The sequence below is a fragment of the Pseudorhodoplanes sp. genome (assembly GCF_046289595.1).
Classification (GTDB): Bacteria; Pseudomonadota; Alphaproteobacteria; order Rhizobiales; family Xanthobacteraceae; genus Pseudorhodoplanes.
On the sequence record NZ_JBKBVB010000049.1, the window covers coordinates 1 to 17,259 of the forward strand.

18 protein-coding genes are annotated in these 17,259 nt (G+C 64.2%); 9 read left to right on the forward strand and 9 right to left on the reverse strand.

The window, feature by feature from the left end:
- The 6 genes from mnmG to ACK41X_RS12095 form a co-directional block, all read left to right on the forward strand.
- On the forward strand, positions 1 to 1,578 hold a 1,578-nt coding region (mnmG, locus tag ACK41X_RS12070), incomplete at its 5' end, for a tRNA uridine-5-carboxymethylaminomethyl(34) synthesis enzyme MnmG (RefSeq protein WP_409723258.1).
- A complete protein-coding gene (rsmG, locus tag ACK41X_RS12075; protein ID WP_409723340.1) occupies positions 1,578 to 2,294 on the forward strand; it encodes a 16S rRNA (guanine(527)-N(7))-methyltransferase RsmG in 717 nt (238 codons plus the stop codon). The genes mnmG and rsmG, both read left to right, overlap by 1 nt.
- Before the next feature lie 31 nt (positions 2,295 to 2,325).
- Entirely contained in the window at positions 2,326 to 3,195 is an 870-nt protein-coding gene (locus ACK41X_RS12080) for a ParA family protein (RefSeq protein WP_409723261.1), read from the forward strand.
- A gap of 65 nt (positions 3,196 to 3,260) precedes the next feature.
- Positions 3,261 to 4,148, forward strand: coding sequence for a ParB/RepB/Spo0J family partition protein (locus ACK41X_RS12085; protein WP_409723264.1), 888 nt, complete (start codon positions 3,261 to 3,263; stop codon positions 4,146 to 4,148).
- 237 nt (positions 4,149 to 4,385) lie between these two features.
- Positions 4,386 to 5,489 (forward strand): DUF2336 domain-containing protein, encoded by a 1,104-nt coding sequence (locus ACK41X_RS12090; RefSeq protein ID WP_409723267.1) that lies wholly within the window; start codon positions 4,386 to 4,388, stop codon positions 5,487 to 5,489.
- Between the two features lie 20 nt (positions 5,490 to 5,509).
- Positions 5,510 to 5,818, forward strand: coding sequence for a PilZ domain-containing protein (locus ACK41X_RS12095; protein WP_409723270.1), 309 nt, complete (start codon positions 5,510 to 5,512; stop codon positions 5,816 to 5,818).
- Between the two features lie 6 nt (positions 5,819 to 5,824).
- On the opposite strand, the gene holA is transcribed toward ACK41X_RS12095, so the two are convergent.
- The 5 genes from holA to ACK41X_RS12120 form a co-directional block, all read right to left on the reverse strand.
- A complete protein-coding gene (holA, locus tag ACK41X_RS12100) occupies positions 5,825 to 6,853 on the reverse strand; it encodes a DNA polymerase III subunit delta (RefSeq protein ID WP_409723273.1) in 1,029 nt (342 codons plus the stop codon).
- A gap of 41 nt (positions 6,854 to 6,894) precedes the next feature.
- Entirely contained in the window at positions 6,895 to 7,419 is a 525-nt protein-coding gene (gene lptE, locus ACK41X_RS12105) for an LPS assembly lipoprotein LptE (protein WP_409723276.1), read from the reverse strand.
- 52 nt (positions 7,420 to 7,471) lie between these two features.
- Positions 7,472 to 10,105: a leucine--tRNA ligase gene (leuS, locus tag ACK41X_RS12110; RefSeq protein ID WP_409723279.1), complete on the reverse strand. Its 2,634-nt coding sequence runs from the start codon at positions 10,103 to 10,105 to the stop codon at positions 7,472 to 7,474.
- 47 nt (positions 10,106 to 10,152) lie between these two features.
- Positions 10,153 to 10,434, reverse strand: coding sequence for a DUF5615 family PIN-like protein (locus tag ACK41X_RS12115; protein WP_409723342.1), 282 nt, complete (start codon positions 10,432 to 10,434; stop codon positions 10,153 to 10,155).
- A gap of 78 nt (positions 10,435 to 10,512) precedes the next feature.
- Positions 10,513 to 10,743, reverse strand: a complete 231-nt coding sequence (locus tag ACK41X_RS12120; protein ID WP_409723282.1) for a DUF433 domain-containing protein — start codon at positions 10,741 to 10,743, stop codon at positions 10,513 to 10,515.
- 207 nt (positions 10,744 to 10,950) lie between these two features.
- Between ACK41X_RS12120 and ACK41X_RS12125 the strand changes: the two genes are divergently transcribed.
- The gene (locus ACK41X_RS12125) at positions 10,951 to 11,637 is read left to right on the forward strand and encodes a YggS family pyridoxal phosphate-dependent enzyme (RefSeq protein WP_409723285.1); all 687 of its coding nucleotides are present in this window, start codon (positions 10,951 to 10,953) and stop codon (positions 11,635 to 11,637) included.
- Positions 11,638 to 11,653: 16 nt separating this feature from the next.
- Here ACK41X_RS12125 and ACK41X_RS12130 read toward each other — a convergent pair whose 3' ends face one another.
- Positions 11,654 to 13,486 (reverse strand): ATP-binding protein, encoded by a 1,833-nt coding sequence (locus tag ACK41X_RS12130; RefSeq protein ID WP_409723288.1) that lies wholly within the window; start codon positions 13,484 to 13,486, stop codon positions 11,654 to 11,656.
- A 133-nt stretch (positions 13,487 to 13,619) separates the two neighbouring features.
- Positions 13,620 to 14,150, reverse strand: coding sequence for a L,D-transpeptidase (locus ACK41X_RS12135; RefSeq protein ID WP_409723291.1), 531 nt, complete (start codon positions 14,148 to 14,150; stop codon positions 13,620 to 13,622).
- Positions 14,151 to 14,270: 120 nt separating this feature from the next.
- Between ACK41X_RS12135 and ACK41X_RS12140 the strand changes: the two genes are divergently transcribed.
- Positions 14,271 to 14,957: a response regulator transcription factor gene (locus tag ACK41X_RS12140; RefSeq protein WP_409723294.1), complete on the forward strand. Its 687-nt coding sequence runs from the start codon at positions 14,271 to 14,273 to the stop codon at positions 14,955 to 14,957.
- A 20-nt stretch (positions 14,958 to 14,977) separates the two neighbouring features.
- Positions 14,978 to 15,448 carry a Crp/Fnr family transcriptional regulator gene (locus ACK41X_RS12145; protein WP_409723297.1) on the forward strand — a complete coding sequence of 157 codons (471 nt, stop codon included), beginning with the start codon at positions 14,978 to 14,980 and terminating at the stop codon, positions 15,446 to 15,448.
- 44 nt (positions 15,449 to 15,492) lie between these two features.
- Here ACK41X_RS12145 and ACK41X_RS12150 read toward each other — a convergent pair whose 3' ends face one another.
- Both ACK41X_RS12150 and ACK41X_RS12155 read right to left on the reverse strand, forming a co-directional pair.
- Positions 15,493 to 16,308: an exodeoxyribonuclease III gene (locus ACK41X_RS12150; RefSeq protein ID WP_409723299.1), complete on the reverse strand. Its 816-nt coding sequence runs from the start codon at positions 16,306 to 16,308 to the stop codon at positions 15,493 to 15,495.
- A 103-nt stretch (positions 16,309 to 16,411) separates the two neighbouring features.
- Positions 16,412 to 17,185, reverse strand: a complete 774-nt coding sequence (locus tag ACK41X_RS12155) for an outer-membrane lipoprotein carrier protein LolA (RefSeq protein ID WP_409723302.1) — start codon at positions 17,183 to 17,185, stop codon at positions 16,412 to 16,414.
- Between the last annotated feature and the right edge of the window lie 74 nt (positions 17,186 to 17,259).

Consider the following 17,259-nt stretch of genomic DNA (forward strand, 5'->3'; position numbering starts at 1 on the left):
CGGAAGCTTTACGCGGCGGCGATGCAGGCCGCCATCCACGCGACCGCCAATCTCACCGTCATCGAGGGCGAGGCGGACGATCTTCTGGTCCGGGATGGTCGTGTCACGGGGATCCGTCTGACTGATGGCCGGATTTTGGGCGCAGGCGCGGTGGTCCTGACCACCGGCACCTTTCTGCGGGGCCTGATCCATATCGGCGAGCGGACGATTCCAGCCGGACGGGCAGGGGAGGCACCGGCGCTGGGTCTGTCCGTTGCCCTGGAGCGCGCCGGCTTTGTGCTCGGCCGCCTGAAGACAGGCACGCCACCCCGTCTCGACGGCCGCACCATCGACTGGGCTTCGCTTGAGATGCAGCCCGGCGACGAGCCACCGGAGCCGTTCTCCACCCTCACCGCCCGGATCGACAATCCGCAGGTGGCGTGCGGCATCACCCGCACCACGGCGGCGACGCATGAGGTGATCCGGGCCAATGTGCACCGCTCGCCGATGTATTCCGGGCAGATCGGGAGCCAGGGCCCGCGCTATTGCCCCTCGATCGAGGACAAGATCGTCCGGTTCGGGGACCGCGAGGGGCATCAGCTGTTTCTGGAGCCGGAAGGGCTCGACGATCACACGGTTTATCCGAACGGCATCTCCACCTCGCTGCCGGAAGAGGTCCAGCACGCCCTGGTGGCCACAATTCCGGGGCTCGAGCGGGCCCGGTTCATCCGGCCGGGCTATGCCATCGAATACGACCACGTCGATCCGCGCGAACTGGAACCGACGCTGGAGACCCGGCGGATCCGGGGTCTTTTCCTGGCGGGACAGATCAACGGCACCACTGGATATGAGGAAGCGGCGGCGCAAGGATTGCTCGCCGGCCTGAATGCCGCGTCCCGCGCAAGTGGCGGACAGGGAATCGTTTTCGACCGCGCCGAGGCGTATCTCGGGGTGATGGTCGACGACCTTGTTTCACGTGGAATCACAGAGCCCTACCGGATGTTCACGTCGCGGGCCGAGTACCGGCTGGCGCTGCGGGCCGACAATGCCGACCAGCGCCTGACCGACAAGGGCATCGCGCTGGGCTGCGTCGGAGCGGTCCGGCGGGGGGTCTACCGGGCGAAGGCGCAGGCGCTCACCGAAGCCCGCGAATTTGCCCGTTCGGTCTCGGTTTCGCCGACGGAAGCCGAGCGCCACGGCCTCAGCCTCAAGAAGGACGGCCACCGGCGGACCGCGTTCGAGCTTTTGTCCTATCCGGATGTAACGCTCGCCGATGTTTCACGGATCTGGCCGCAATTCGCCGCATTGCCTCCGAAAGTCGCCGAGCAGCTCGAGATCGACGCCAAATACGATGTCTATCTCTCGCGCCAGGCCGCCGATATCGCCGCCTACCGGCGCGATGAGGCGCTGGCCCTGCCGGACGGCCTCGATTATGCGGCGATCCCCGGCCTGTCCAACGAGGTCCGCCACAAGCTGCAGACCCACCGGCCGCGCACCATCGGCCATGCCGGGAAGATCGAGGGCGTGACACCGGCCGCGCTCACGCTGCTCATCGCGCATATGCGGCGCGGCGCGGCGCCGCGCGCAGCGGCCCGATGATGGCGCGCGGGCGCGCCCTTTCCGGATCGGGCGACCTCGACACCCGCCTTGCTGCCGACCGCGATCGCGCTCTCGCGCTGTTGTCTGCGACCGCCACCGATTCACGTGAAATAACACCGGATATTCTCGCCCGGCTGGATCGCTTCGTGGCCCTGCTGTTGCAATGGCAGGCGATCACCAATCTGGTGGCGCCGTCCACGCTCCCCGAGCTGTGGACCCGGCATGTCGCCGATTCGCTGCAACTCCTGCCGCTGGCCGGGGGCGCCCGGCACTGGATCGATCTCGGCTCCGGCGGCGGCTTTCCGGGGCTTGTCATCGCCTGCGCCCTGGCGGATGTCCCCGGCGCGCGGGTGCACCTCGTTGAAAGCAATCTGAAGAAGGCCGCGTTCCTGCGCGAGGCCGCGCGAATCGCGGACGTGCCGGCCACCGTTCACGCCCGTCGCATCGACGAGGTTGTGGATGGCTTCGCCGAACCGGTGGAGATTGTGACCGCGCGGGCGCTCGCGAGTCTCGAAAAGCTGCTCGAAAGCGCCTATCCCTTGTTGAAAAGGGGAGCACAAACTCTGTTCCTCAAGGGTCAAGATGTAGACGCTGAATTGACCGCAGCATCTAAATGTTGGACCATTGATGCTGAGCTGATCCACAGCGCGACCGATTCCTTCGCGCGCATCGTCCGGGTCCGCTCGGTCGAGCGCCGCCGTCCAGACCGGGAATGAACAAGACTTTTTTCCTATACCGAGGCCACCCATGACCGACGCACCCACCATCGCCCCGACCGACGCCGCCGACCCGGCGGACCTTTCGCCCGAGACGCCGAAGCCGATGCGCGTTCTCGCCGTCGCCAACCAGAAGGGCGGGGTCGGCAAGACCACGACCGCGATCAATCTCGGCACGGCTCTTGCCGCCATCGGCGAACGTGTCCTGATCATCGACCTCGATCCGCAAGGCAATGCTTCCACCGGACTGGGCATCGACCGCAAGAGCCGCAGCCGCTCGACCTACGACGTGCTCGCCGGCGAAGCGACGCTGCGCGATGCGATCCTGACGACCTCGGTGCCGCGGCTGCATATTGCCGCCTCGACGCTCGACCTTGCCGGCCTTGAGCTGGAAATCTCCAGCGCACGCGACCGCGCCGTGCGCTTGCGCAACGCCATCGCCCGGCTGAACGACAACGCGCCGGAGGGCGCCGACTATACCTACGTCCTCGTCGATTGCCCGCCCTCGCTCAACCTGCTGACGGTGAACGCGATGGCGGCGTCCGACGCCGTTCTCGTGCCGCTGCAATGCGAATTCTTCGCGCTCGAAGGATTGTCGCAATTGCTCAAGACCGTCGATCAGGTGAAGGAGCTGCTCAATCCGCGGCTCACCATCCACGGCATTGTGCTGACGATGTTCGACGCGCGCAACAATCTGTCGAGCCAGGTGGTCGCCGACGTCCGCGAATTCATGGGCTCGAAAGTCTACGACACCGTGATCCCGCGCAACGTGCGCATCTCCGAAGCGCCGTCCTACGGCAAGCCGGTGCTGGTCTACGACCTTAAATGCGCCGGCAGCGACGCCTATCTCAGGCTTGCGACCGAAGTCATCCAGCGCGAGCGCGAGCAGGGCGCGCAGTAATTCGTCGAAGCGGACCGGAATTGGAATCGGAGGCACGGGTGGCGCGAACCTCAGGAGCGGCCGACATGGCAGAAGAAACCAGATCGCGGTTGGGGCGCGGCCTCGCTGCGCTGATGGGAGATGTCGGCGCTGAATCCGCCGTATCGGATCGCGCGCAGAAGACGCCGCCGCGCAAGGTGCCGATCGAGCATCTGAAGCCGAACCCGCGCAACCCGCGCCGGCTGTTTGCGGATGCCGAGCTGGACGAGCTTGCGCAATCGATCCGCGAACGCGGCATCATTCAGCCGATCGTCGTGCGTCCGGCATCGGACGGCGGCAAGACCTTCGAGATCATCGCAGGCGAGCGGCGCTGGCGCGCATCGCAGCGTGCGGGTCTGCACGAGGTGCCGATCGTCGTTCTCGACGTCACCGACGCCGAAGCACTTGAGCTCGCCATCATCGAAAATATTCAGCGCGCCGATCTCAATCCGCTGGAAGAAGCCGCCGGCTATCAGGCGCTCGCTTCGCAGTACAGCCACAGCCAGGACGACATCGCGCATATCGTCGGCAAAAGCCGCAGCCATGTCGCCAACACGCTGCGCCTTTTGAAGCTGCCGGACGCGGTGAAAGCCTACATCAATCAGGGCAAGCTGACCGCAGGACACGCACGCGCACTGATCAATCACCCCGATCCGGAGGGTGTCGCGCGCGACATCGTGGAAAAGGGACTGAATGTCCGCGAAGCCGAGAAGCTTCGTCAGGACAATGCCAAGGCCGCAGGCAAGAAGGCCAGGAAGTCGAGCGCGAAGGCGATGAAGGACGCCAATATCGCCGCGCTCGAACGTCAGCTCTCCGATGCGCTCGGGCTGGTGGTCGAGGTCAATGATCGCGGCCGCGCCGGCGGCACCCTCGGCATTCGTTACCGCACGCTCGACCAGCTCGACGAGGTGGTCCGCCGCCTGCAGCGCAGCTAGAATCGTAGCGCTTGTCTTCGAATCGCGAAAACCCTCGAAGTTTCTGCGTTGACGCGGTTTCGTCACGCAAACCGGTGCCCGCTGCGCTCGAAAACGCGATGGGCCACCGGCCTTCGATGAACCTGTTTGACGGTCAGCCGGCGTAGAATTTAAGGCTGAAGTTCCCGGTCAACGCTTCCTTAAGTTGCGGATGCTATTGGCATTCTCGTGCGGTCATGGCGATCGGAGGCGCTGCACGTGTCCATTGCCCGTCCGTCCCTGATTTCCGAGCTCGAGCAGGCCATCCAGAGCGGCTCGAAAACCGAGCGCATCGACACGCTACGCCGGATCACCGACCTGTTCCTGTCGACCCAGGACCGTCTCAATTCGGAACAGATCGACCTGTTCGACGAGGTGATCGGCCATCTCGCGCGGCGCATGGAAATGCGCGCGCGGGCCGAGTTGTCCGAACGGCTGGCGCCGATCGAAAACGCGCCGATCCGCGTTATCCAGACGCTCGCCCGCGACGACGAAATTGCCGTGGCGGGTCCGGTGCTGATCAATTCGACGCGCTTGTCCAACTCGGACCTGATCGAGATCGCCCGCACCAAAGGCCAGGATCATCTTCTCGCCATTTCGGGCCGCAGCGCGCTCGCCGAGGGCGTGACCGACGTTCTGATCGCGCGCGGCGGTCAACAGGTGCATCGCAAGCTCGCCTCCAGCCCCGACGCGAGATTTTCCGAAGATGGCATATCGCGCTTGGTGGCGTGCGCGGAAACCGACGAGGTGCTGACCGAAACACTCGGCTTGCGGCTCGATCTGCCGGTGCATCTGCTGCGCCTTTTGCTCGCCAAGGCAAGCGAGATCGTGCGCGAGAAGCTGATGATGCTCGCCCCGCCCGCGCATCGCGACGAAATCTGCAAGATTCTGACGAGCATCGACGCGGAATTTTCCGAAGGCCTGCCTCCTACGCCCGATTTCGAGGTCGCACGGCGCGTCATTCACAAGATGCATGTCAATGGCGAGCTTGACGAACTGGCCCTGCTCCAGTTCGTCAAGGGCGGACGCTACGCCGAGTCCGTGATGGCGCTGGCGCAACTCTGCGGCTCGCCCCACGACATTATCGACCGAATCGTGCAAAGTGAGCGCTCCGAGGCATTGCTCGTGCCCTGTCGCGCCGCCGGGCTGAACTGGATGACCGTGCGCGCGCTGCTGCAGGATATTTCGCCCGGCCATGTATCGCCCGACGCGTTCGAGCAGCTGAAAGCAGACTATGCCAGGCTGACGCCGGCAACGGCGCAGCGCGTTTTACGGTTCTGGTGCGTGCGCCAGGCGGCGGGCAACGACAGCTTCGGGAGCTGACAACGGCCGGAGGGCCCTGGATGCTACCTGACAATTACAAGCAAAGGCAGGGGCTCCGCAGGAAGCTGCACATTCCCGTCGTTGTCATCACGGATTCCGGAGGGCAGCGCATCGCGCAGGCCGAAACCCTCGATGTCTCAAATAGCGGCGCCAAGCTGAGGATCGATCCTGCGGTCGAGCTTCCGGAGCAATTCCTCATCACCCTATCGGAGAGCGGCGAAGTTCATCGGCTCTGCCGTCTGGTCTGGCGGACCGACGCCGAAATCGGGGTGCGTTTCGTGGCGCGGGCGCCCGCTTCGCGCCTGAGGGGAGGGGGCGCAGGCCAATAGCCGGTATCAGCCTCTCCTGCGCGCCGCGGCCGCCAGCGTCATCAAGGCACGCTGCGCGATCGCCTCGGAAAGGTTGGCCTGGAGCCGGGTCTGCAGCAGCGCGTCGGAGAGCGCTTGCATCGCGTTCTCAAGCTTCGCCGAGGTCCAGATTTGCAGGGCGGCCTCGACCGCACGCTTACGCCTGAAATGGACCGGCGGCCGCGCGCTTTCGACAGCGGCGCCAACCGACAGCCCGCTATCGGCAATCGTTCGCATGCGATGCAGGCTGGAGACATGCCGCAGCGCCGCCGCGACGATGACGCCGGGATGGGTGCCCTCGCCCCGGGCTCTCGCGAAATGCGTCTCCACATCGGCGGGCTTGCCGGCGAACGCCGCGTCGAGCACATTGTCGAGCGCGACCGCTGAAGCATCAGCAACCACCGCCATCACGTCGTCGGCCGTGACCTGACTGCGGCCATGCACGTAAAGCGCGAGCTTTCGCAATTCGTTGCGCGTGGCCTGGCGGTCGCCTCCCAGAAACGGAATGAGCGACGCGCGCGCGTCCGGCGCAATCGTCAGTCCCGCTTTCGCCAGCTCATCATCGACCACACGCGCGATGTCGCGCTCCTCATCCGCGTAGCACGCGATCGCGGCGGCGTTCTTTGCCTTCTCGCAGAGCGCCCGCAACGGCGAGGTCTTGCGCAAGTCCCCGGCCTCGATCACGACGCGGCAATCGGGCGAGGGCGCATTGATGACGGCTTCGACCGCAACTGCGATGTTGCGGCTGCCGGCCTTGACCCAAATGGCGCGCCGCCCGCCGAACATTGGGATGGTGTTGGCCTCTTCGACCAGCCGGTGCGGATTGCCCGACAGTTCGTCGCCGTCGATGCGGATCACGGAAAAAGCATCAGCCGGATTGTCGACAGAGACGCGAATCAGCGCCTCGGCGCGCTCATGCACCAGGCCCGCATCCGGACCGAAAATGAGAACGATCGGCCGCGCCGGATCGGGCCGGGCGATAAAGGTTTCGGCTTCAGAGGTTTTCAGGGCAACCATTGGAGCCGTCCCGGCAACGGCGTGCGAATCCGCCGGTTGGATTATCCGCCCGAGACGAAATACGAGGCCAGTCGCGACTTGATCTGCTCGGCAATGATGGTCGACGAGCGGTTCTGTGCGTCGCGCTCGCCGCGCGCGCGGGCGAAGCGCTGCTGCTGACCCGGAATGTCGAAGGACTGCCGGGCCGAGGCGCGGCCGGTCAACACCACCTTGCCGGTCGAAATTTCCGTCAGGCTGTAGGTCGCGTCGATGCCGTAGATCTGCATATCCGGGCGGGCCGTGGTGATGTCCACGATGACGTTTTGCTGGTTGCCCTTGAGGCTGATCTTCAGCTTGTAGGCGGGGGCCAATTGCCCGGACCCGCCGGTGAGCCCGAAGATCAGTGCGTTGCGCACTTCGACGCCGAGGCGCGCCTCCGGCGTGCCGTTCGGAGCGTCGATCTCCTCGACAGAGACGCTGGCGAGCGCATTGCGGATCGGAGGCGCGGCGCCGTAGGGGTCGGTTGCACCATTGCCATAGAGCGGCTGGAAGCAGCCGGCCGACAGTCCGGCGCAGGCGAACGCCATCGCGAGCGCCAGAATGCGCCCGAACCCCCCGGGTCTTCCTGCCCTATGCCCCCTAGGCAACGACATTCACAATCCTCTGCGGGACAACAATGACCTTTTTAGGGGCCTTGCCGTCCAGCGCCTTCTTTACCGCATCCAGCGTTAAGACGGCAGCCTCGATATCGGAATTTCCCGCATCCCGTGGCACGGTTACATCAGCCCGCTTCTTGCCGTTGATCTGGACCGGCAGGGTGATGGTATTTTCAACCAGCAGAGCCGCTTCCACCTCCGGCCAGGGCTGGACCGAGACCAGGCCGGGCTGGCCGAGCGCCGCCCAGCATTCCTCGGCCAGATGCGGCATCATCGGGGCAAACAGCTGCACCAGGATGCCGCCAGCTTCCCGCACCGCGAAGGCGAAATCCGGGGTGAGCTCGGCCGGGGAGCCGACGTCCCCGATTGCGGCGGACAGCGCGTTCGAAAATTCGTAGATATGGGCGACGCAGCGGTTGAACCGCAGCTTCTCGATGTCGTCGGACACCTTGGCGAGCGCGCCATGGGCGGCCTTGCGAACGCTCAGCGCCTTCTCGCCGAATTCGGCCGGCCGTTCCGCCGGCGCCTTCGCCGCAATCCCGGCCACCTCGCCGATCAGCCGCCACAGCCGCTGCACGAAGCGCCACGAGCCCTGGACGCCTTCCTCGGTCCAGATCACGTCGCGTTCGGGCGGCGAATCCGACAGCACGAACCAGCGCGCGGTGTCGGCGCCATAGGCGCCGATGATGTCGTCGGGGTCGACCGTATTCTTCTTCGACTTCGACATCTTCTCGATGCCGCCGATCTCGATCGGCTCGCCGGTGGTCTTGAGCACCGCCTTGCGGGCATCGCCTTCGGCTACGATGGAGACCTCCGAAGGCATGACGAATTCGCCGTCTGCCTTGCGATATGTCTCGTGCACCACCATCCCCTGCGTGAACAGGCCGCCGAACGGTTCGTCGAGGCCGGCATGGCCGGTCTTCTTCATCGCGCGGGTGAAGAAGCGGCTGTAGAGCAGATGCAGGATCGCGTGCTCGATGCCGCCGATATATTGATCGACCGGCAGCCAGCGATCGACATCCTTGCGGCTGGTCGGCGCATCCGCGACCCACGGATCGGTGAAGCGCGCGAAGTACCACGACGAATCGACGAAGGTGTCCATGGTGTCGGTTTCGCGCCGCGCCGGCTTGCCGCATGACGGGCACGGAACGTTCTTCCAGGTCGGGTGCCGGTCGAGCGGATTGCCCGGACGGTCGAAGGTAACGTCCTCCGGCAGCTGCACCGGCAGATCCGACTTCGGTACCGGCACGATGCCGCAATCTTCGCAATGGATCACCGGAATCGGGCAGCCCCAGTAGCGCTGGCGCGAGATGCCCCAGTCGCGCAGGCGGAAATTGACCTGGCGCTGTGCGACCGGCTTGCCATTGCGCGTCTCGTTTTCCAGACGCTTCGCCACGTCCTCTTTGGCCTGATCGATGGTCATGCCATCGAGGAAGCGCGAATTGATCAGCGTGCCGTCGCCGTCATAGGCGGTGTCGGTGATGACGAAGGTTTTCGGATCCTGACCCGGCGGACACACGACGGGCACGTTGCCGAGCCCGTATTTGTTGACGAAATCGAGGTCGCGCTGGTCGTGCGCCGGGCAACCGAAGATCGCGCCGGTGCCGTAATCCATCAGGATGAAGTTGGCGACATAGACCGGCAAGTGCCACGCCGGATCGAGCGGATGCACCGCCTTGATCCCGGTGTCGAAGCCCATCTTCTCGGCGGTGTCGATCTCGGCCTGCGATGTGCCGCGGCGCTTGCACTCGGCGATGAACTCCGCGAGCTTCGGATTGTTCGCCGCGGCCGCTTTCGCCAGCGGATGATCCGGCGCGATCGCCATGAACTTCGCGCCGAACAACGTGTCGGGACGGGTGGTGAAGACGTCGAGCTCGGTCTCACCCGATGGCGAGGTCTTCGGATCGAGCGCGAAGCGGATGAACAGCCCTTCGGACCGGCCGATCCAGTTGCGCTGCATGATGCGCACCTTCTCCGGCCAGCGGTCGAGGGTGTCGATGGCGTCGAGCAGGTCCTGCGCGTAATCGCTGATCTTGAAGAACCATTGCGTCAGCTCGCGCTGCTCGACCAGTGCGCCCGAACGCCAGCCGCGGCCGTCGATCACCTGCTCGTTGGCGAGCACGGTGTTGTCGACCGGATCCCAGTTCACCTTGCTCTGCTTGCGTTCGACGAGACCTGCTTCCAGGAAGTCGAGGAACATCGCCTGCTGATGCTTGTAATAAGCAGGGTCGCAGGTCGCGATCTCGCGCGCCCAGTCGAGCGACAGTCCCATCGACTGCAGCTGCGCCTTCATCGCGGCAATGTTCTGGTAGGTCCAGGCCTTGGGATGGACCTTGCGCTCCATCGCGGCATTTTCGGCAGGCATGCCGAAGGCGTCCCAGCCCATCGGGTGCAGCACGCTGAAGCCTTTCGCGCGCCTGTAGCGCGCCACTACGTCGCCCATCGTGTAATTGCGCACATGTCCCATATGGATGCGCCCCGACGGATAGGGGAACATCTCCAGCACGTAGTATTTCGGGCGCGGATCGTCGTTCTTGGTGGCGAAGATGCCCTGGCTGTCCCAGGTCTTCTGCCAGCGCGGCTCGGCGTCGCGGGCGTTGTAGCGGTCGGATTTCATCGCGATGTCGATCGTTCAGTAGAGGCTCGTGTTGCTGATATCAGGTTCTATTGTCCGACAAGCGGGCGCACTCGAACGCGGGTCGGCTCGATCACGGAGAAATGCCCCGCCCAATCGTCTCGCTCCGCGATCCGCGCCGCGAGCGCGGCGCCTGCTTCTGCCGCAGGTGGGATAGCGATGCGAAACAGGACGATACCCGCCGCGACCGGGAGGGCTGCGCGGGAGGCAAGCTGCCCGAAATCCCTATCGAAAGTAAGCAAAATCCGTCGCTCGCGCGCCGCCCAGTCCAGAATGTCTCGGTCGCTGGCCCCCGGCCGCTCCAATCCCACCCATACAACATCATGACCGGCATCGGACAAGCTCTCACCGCAGAACGCGGCACATTCTCGTCGGCGAGGAACCGCATCTCATGCGGCGCTTGTGTGGATTGTCTCAAGCTTCAAGACGTCGCGCGCATAGGCGAGGCATGCTCTCAAATCCTCGGGGGACACGCCCTGATACTCCCGCACGATATCGGCTTCGGCCCAGCCATCGGCCATCAGCCCAATCACGAATTCAACCGAGATCCGCGTCCCGCGGATATGAGGCTTGCCGCCCAATACAGCAGGATCGAGAGCAATGCGTCCGGGATACGCCATGTCAGGTTCCTCGGTTCGGCTGCCGGCGCAGGTTCTCTGCAAAAACCGGCCGGAAACGGCGGTTTCGTGGTCGGACGTGACATGAATCCCGCTACCCGGTCAACGGCATGAGATACCCCGTGCCTTGAGGCGACCGGTGGCGCGTCCGCCCCGCTTGCGGGGACCGCCGCCCGCGTTTAGGTGCAGCGGCTGGAGGGAGCCGAAACCGTGAGCGAAGCCGCGACCAAGCCTCACGATACCGCCGCAGCGCTGGCCAAGGTCCACGCCGACATTGCCCGCGCCTGCGCCGAGGCGAATCGGGACCCGGCTTCCGTAACCCTGATCGCGGTCTCAAAAACCTTCGGGGCCGAGGCGATCGAAACCGCGATCGCCGCCGGCCAGCGGGTGTTCGGCGAGAACCGGGTGCAGGAGACCAGGGCCAAGTGGCCGGAGATCCGCACCCGCCACGACGGGTTGTCCCTGCATCTAATCGGACCCCTGCAATCCAATAAGGCCAAGGAGGCGGTGGCTTTGTTCGACGCCATCCATTCGGTCGACCGGCCAAGCATCTGCGAGGCGCTGGCGAAGGAAATCGCCAAACAGGGGCGGGCGCCGCAGCTCTTCGTCGAGATCAATACCGGCGCCGAGCCGCAGAAGGCCGGCATCTTGCCGGAGGACGCCGACGCCTTTTTGCGCGAATGCCGGGATCGTTACCGCCTGACCATTGCAGGCTTGATGTGCATCCCGCCATTCGACGAGTCGCCGGCGCCGCATTTTGCGCTGACCGCCAAGATCGCCGCACGCAACGGGCTGAAGCTCCTGTCGATGGGGATGAGCGCCGACTTCGCCACCGCCATCCAGTTTGGCGCAACCCATATCCGTGTCGGCAGCGCGATCTTCGGCGCGCGGGGATAACCGGCGCGCCCTGCCATTACCGCCATTTCTTTTGCGAATCGGCAGCCGCAACCGCTGCGCTCAACGGCTGCTTCAGCAGGCCCGAGCGCGGAGGCTCGGCCGCGCGGGGCGGTTGCGGCGGCGTTGGCTGGATCGGAGGGCTGGCGAAACCGGAATCGTAGCCTTCGTCCTCATAGAGCTTCTGGCTCATCGTGGCATTCCGCCAGCGGTCGATCACCGAACTGATCAGTTCGAGGCCGGCTTCTTCGCTGGTGTAGGACATATGCCCGACGTCGCTGACCGGCCGGTATTTCTCCGGCAGATGGCTGAAGATCATCTGCATCGGCAACGCAACGCCCGATCCGAACACGAAGGCTTCGCCGGTCCCGAGCGACGGCACAAAGGCGAGCAGGCTCGCAGCCGCATCCGAAACCGCGGATTTGATCAGGGCCTGGTCCCGCTCGTTGGCGAGCCGCATCACGAACAGCGTGTTGCACTGGGAAATGATGTTCGGATCGATCTCGAACGGGCGCTGGGTGATCAGCCCAAGATAAACGCCGTGTTTGCGGCCCTCCTTGGCGATCCGCGATAGCGCGCGCCGGGTCGGACCGAAGCCCTTCTTGAATTCGGCGGCGGAGGCGTAACGATGCGCCTCCTCGCAAACGAACAGCAGCGGGGCGACGCCATCGCTCCACAGCCCGAAGTCGAACGCCATCCGGCACAGCACCGAAACCACGGCATCCACCACTTCAGCCGGGAAACCGGCAAGCTGCATCACCGTCACCGGCTTGCCCCTCGCCGGCAGCCGAAACAGGTTTGAGATGATCTCCGCCATCGTGTCGCCGCCGACATTGGCGTTTTCGAACATGAAGGCGTAGCGCGGATTGTTGCGGAAGGTCTGAATGCGCTGCATCAGCTTGAAATGCTGCGCGCGCGAGGCGCGGTTCTCCAGCTTGCCCATGCGTTCGTCGATGAGGCCGAGCAGATCTTCGAGCCGGTACGGTGCGGGCGTGTCGGGGGTGAAGCCGGAATTCTTCGGATCGCGCTTTCTGATCAGCGAGTGTTCCGACGTATTGCGGTATTGCAGATAGGCGCCCTTGGCGATCGGGATGACCTCGGCGAGAATTTCGACCTCGTCCGGCACGCCGGGCCGGCCGCCGAAGAAGGCGTCGACCGTTTCCTCGAAATTGAAGAGCCAGAACGGCAGGCGCATGTTCTTGGGATTGAGCACATGCGCCTTCTCGCCAAAGCTGTGGCCGAACTCGTTGTGCGGATCGACGAGGAAGATGCGCAGATCCGGCCGCGCCTCCAGCACCTGTTGCAGGATGATCGCCACCGCACTCGACTTGCCGACACCGGTCGTGCCGAGAATGGCGAAATGCTTGTTGAGCATTTCATCGACATCGACCAGCGCCTGGATGCTCGGGTCCTGCCGCAGAACGCCGACATGCGCCGTCGAGCGGGAATTTCCATAGACCAGCCGCAATTCTTCATTGGTCATCAGCAGCGCAGAATCGCCGATCGCCGGATAGTCGGTGATGCCGCGCGAGAAGGCCGGCCGTCCATTCTGCTCCCGCAGCTCTCCGAACATATCCACGTAGGCGGTGCTGACAGTGCGCGGTCCGCTTTGTTCGGCGACCTTGGTGACCATACCGATGGCGATGGCCTCGCCCGTGACGACGCCGAGGAACTTGCCGACGGTTGCCCGCACGGCATCCTGACCGATGGTCGCATTCAGCTCGACCGTGGCATTCGAGCCGGAGACAGCGATCACGCGCCCGATGATCTGGCGCTCGTCATGGTCCTGTGCGGCATCGCCTGCCGCACCATGGTCCGGAGCGGATTTGGCCGCCGATTCTGTGCTGGTCATTTGCAACGCCGATGAGAATTGTCCGTGCCTGCATCCTATCCGCGCGGCCTCATTGGCCGATTAACGGGATGGAACTCGTCGGAATCTCCGTTTTTTTTTTGCTAATCGCCAATCCCGCTTGCCGGCTTTGCCGTTAACGGATGTCTATCCATGATCGCGGCGAGAGCCGCGTCAGGAGGCGCATCAACGGGCCTTGTTGCAACGCAACACAGCCCGCCGTCGGAAGAAATCCCGGGCGCGCCAGGTGGATGAAGACAGCGCTGCCGCGGCCGGCGATGCGGGGACGGTCGTTATGGCCGATCTCGATGATCAGGTCGTAGAGCTGATCATCCCGCATCAAGCGATCGCCAGGCTCGCCTTCCCCACGCTGGACAGGACGATTATACCGCCGATCGTCCGGGTCTTCGCTCCAGGCGTCGTTTCGGCCGATGCGGCGCAAGGGAAGCCGGGTCACCGGCCGCACCAGCCGGTCGGCCCGCCACCACAGCCGTTTCAGACGGAACCGGCCCCGCGGGGTACCGCCGTCACCCTCACGCTTGTTGGCCAAAATGCCGGACCGGCCGATCGCGACCGGCCAAACCCAAGGTCCAGCCCTCAAAATGCCGCGGGTCTTGCTTCCAGATCGCCTGCGAACGTGAATTTGGACTAGAGTGCGGCTGGACATGGTTTATGAACAAATGGGCGGCTGCGGGCACCAGTAAGGCAAGTCTTGCTTGCCCACGCAATCTCCGATGCCTTATTCCGCCATGGATCGGAAATCTTTGGGCCCGTGGGGGGCCACTATATGTCGAATGCCAGAAAAATACTGATTGTCGACGACGACGCCGAGCTGCGCGACACCCTGGTCGAGCAGCTCGCCCTGCATGACGAATTCGAAGCCAGGTCCGAGGATTCCGCGTCGAAGGGAATCCAGGCGGCAAAAGACAGCCAGATCGACCTCATCATCATGGATGTCGGCCTGCCGGACATGGATGGTCGCGAAGCGGTGCGGGTGCTGCGCAAGAGCGGCTTCAAGGCGCCGATCATCATGCTGACCGGCCACGATACCGATTCCGACACCATTCTCGGACTTGAGTCCGGCGCCAACGACTACGTCACCAAGCCGTTCCGTTTTGCGGTCCTGCTCGCCCGCATCCGTGCGCAATTGCGCCAGCACGAGGCGAGCGAGGATGCGGTCTTCACCATCGGACCCTACAGCTTCCGGCCGAGCTCGAAACTGCTGACCGGCGAGAAAGGCAACAAGGTGCGGCTCACGGAAAAAGAGACCGCGATCCTGCGCTATCTCTATCGGGCCGGCCAGCGGCCGGTCTCGCGTGAAACCCTGCTGCAGGAAGTCTGGGGTTACAATTCCGGCGTCACCACCCACACTCTGGAAACGCATGTTTATCGTCTCCGCCAGAAGGTCGAGAAGGACGCGGCCAATCCCGCAATCCTCGTGACCGACGCGGGCGGCTACAAGCTTGTGCCCTAGATGGCTCAGGCCGGCCGCACGTGAGCATCGACGATGATATTGCGGTTCTCGAACAGGTGCCGATGCTCAAGGCGCTGGGGCGATCGGCATTGCGGCTGATCGCGCTCGGCGCCGAGACCCGCGACCTCAAGGACGGAGAGATGCTGTTTCGTCCGGGCGAGCGGATCGACGGCGCCTATGTCATCCAGGCCGGCCGCTTCGCCTTGAGCGCCGATCCCGCCCAGCCTGGCAAGCCGCTGGAAGCCGGACCCGGCACGATGCTCGGCGAGTTCGCGCTGATTTCCGATCACGTCAAGCCGCTCTCCGCCACCGCGCAGGGCGATTGCGTCGTGATCCGGATTTCGCGCAGCATGTTCCTGAAAATTCTGCAAGACGATGCCGGCGCCGCTATCCGGCTGCGCGATTTTGTTGCGCACCGGGCGCGGCAATCGATCGCCGATGTGCTCGCAGTGCGCTACGCGCTCGATCCGGGCGATCACAAACCGCACTGACAGACCGACGGCGCGATTTGCCGGGCGATCGGCCGAACTCCCGGTCAGGCCTCCACCATCGCCGTGACCGGCACATGATCGGAGGGCTGGGCCCAGCCGCGCGCCTCTTTGGCGATCCGGATGTCCGAGACCCGGTCCATCAGCTGCGGCGATACCCAGATATGGTCGAGCCTGCGGCCCTTGTCGGCGGCTTTCCAGTCCGGCGAGCGGTAGCTCCACCACGTGTAGAGTTTTTGCGGCTCCGGAACCAGTTCGCGCATCGCATCGATCCAGCCGCCGGCGGCCTGAGCCGCGTTGAGCTTGCCGGTCTCGATCGGCGTATGCGATACGACATCGAGCAGCTGCTTGTGGCTCCAGACATCGTGCTCGCGTGGCGCGACATTGAGATCGCCGAGCAGGATCGCACGGGCATGGCCGTTGACATGCACGTCCTTGCAGTCGCGCATCTCGTCCAGAAATGACAATTTGTGTTTGAATTTCGGATTGGCCTCCGGATCGGGCAAATCCCCGCCGGCAGGCACATAGAGATTATGGATCACGATCGGCTCTTTCAGGCCGGCGCGCTCGCCGAGCGTCACCGCGATATGCCGGGAATCGTTGACGCCGCAGAATCCGCGTTTGCTGATTTCATCGAACGGCAGCCGGGAGAGCACCGCAACCCCATGATAGCCCTTCTGTCCGTTGATCGCGACGTGCTCATAGCCGAGCCGCTTGAATCGCTTCAGCGGGAATTTGTCGTCCGGACATTTTGTCTCTTGCAGACAAAGAATATCCGGCCGCATCGCCTTGATGAATTTCGCGACGAGGTCGATGCGGAAACGCACCGAATTCACGTTCCAGGTGGTGACCTTCAACGGCATGCCGACTTAATAGGGCGCAGCCTGCGCGATTTCCAGCCCAGGCAAAGGCTTATCCTCTGCATCCCGCAGCGTGTGCGGATGGCGCCGTTGAAAGCGGCGGCGATTACTGGATCAGCCGTTCGTAATTGATCTTGAACAAGGCCGGATCCGGCTTCTTGGTCATGTCGAGGTCATAGACCGCGACAGTGGTGTCGAAGCCCTGCGGATCGGTCACCGTCCATTGCTTCAGGGTCAAATCCTTGGCGTCGAACATCAGCATCAGTCGGTGGCGGCCGCCGAGCGTCTGGCGCTCCTCGATCACCACGGTTGAAAAAACGTCATCCGAATAGACGCTGACAACATTGGTATCGCGTAAGAGGTCGACCTTGTCCGCCAGCAGGAAGCGCAGTGGCGTCTGGCCGAGCGGATAGAGATCCTGGGTTGCCAGCCTGCGGTCGCGCACCACGAGCGAGGTGCCGTCGGCGATCAGCTGGATTGGGCTAGGATCCTCATATTCGAAGCGCAGCCGGCCGGGCTTCTGCAGAAACAGGTCGCCTTGGGTCTTGCGGCCGTCCGGCCCGACCTGAACGAACTTGCCGACGACCTGACGCATCCCGGACAGATAATTGGAAATGCGGTCGACCAGAGCGCGCTGATTGGCGTCGAATGCCGTGGTTTCGCCCGGGCGCGCCGCGGGAGCATTGGGCCGGACCGGCCCAGCCGGCGGCGCGACGATACCAGGCGGGGTGATGCGTTGAGCCTGGGCCACAACGATCCCGTCGACGCCGGAGGAACCGGGCGCGGCGGCGCCGGATTGTGCAAAGGCGGAGCCGGAAAAGAGCCCGGCCAGACATGCGGCCATTGTCAGGGCAAATCGACCAGGCAGAATCCGCGTCATCCTACACTCCGTTGCGCCGGTATATTGACCCGGACGTATGGCGTTTTGGCGGCCCCGATCCGAGTTAATCGGCC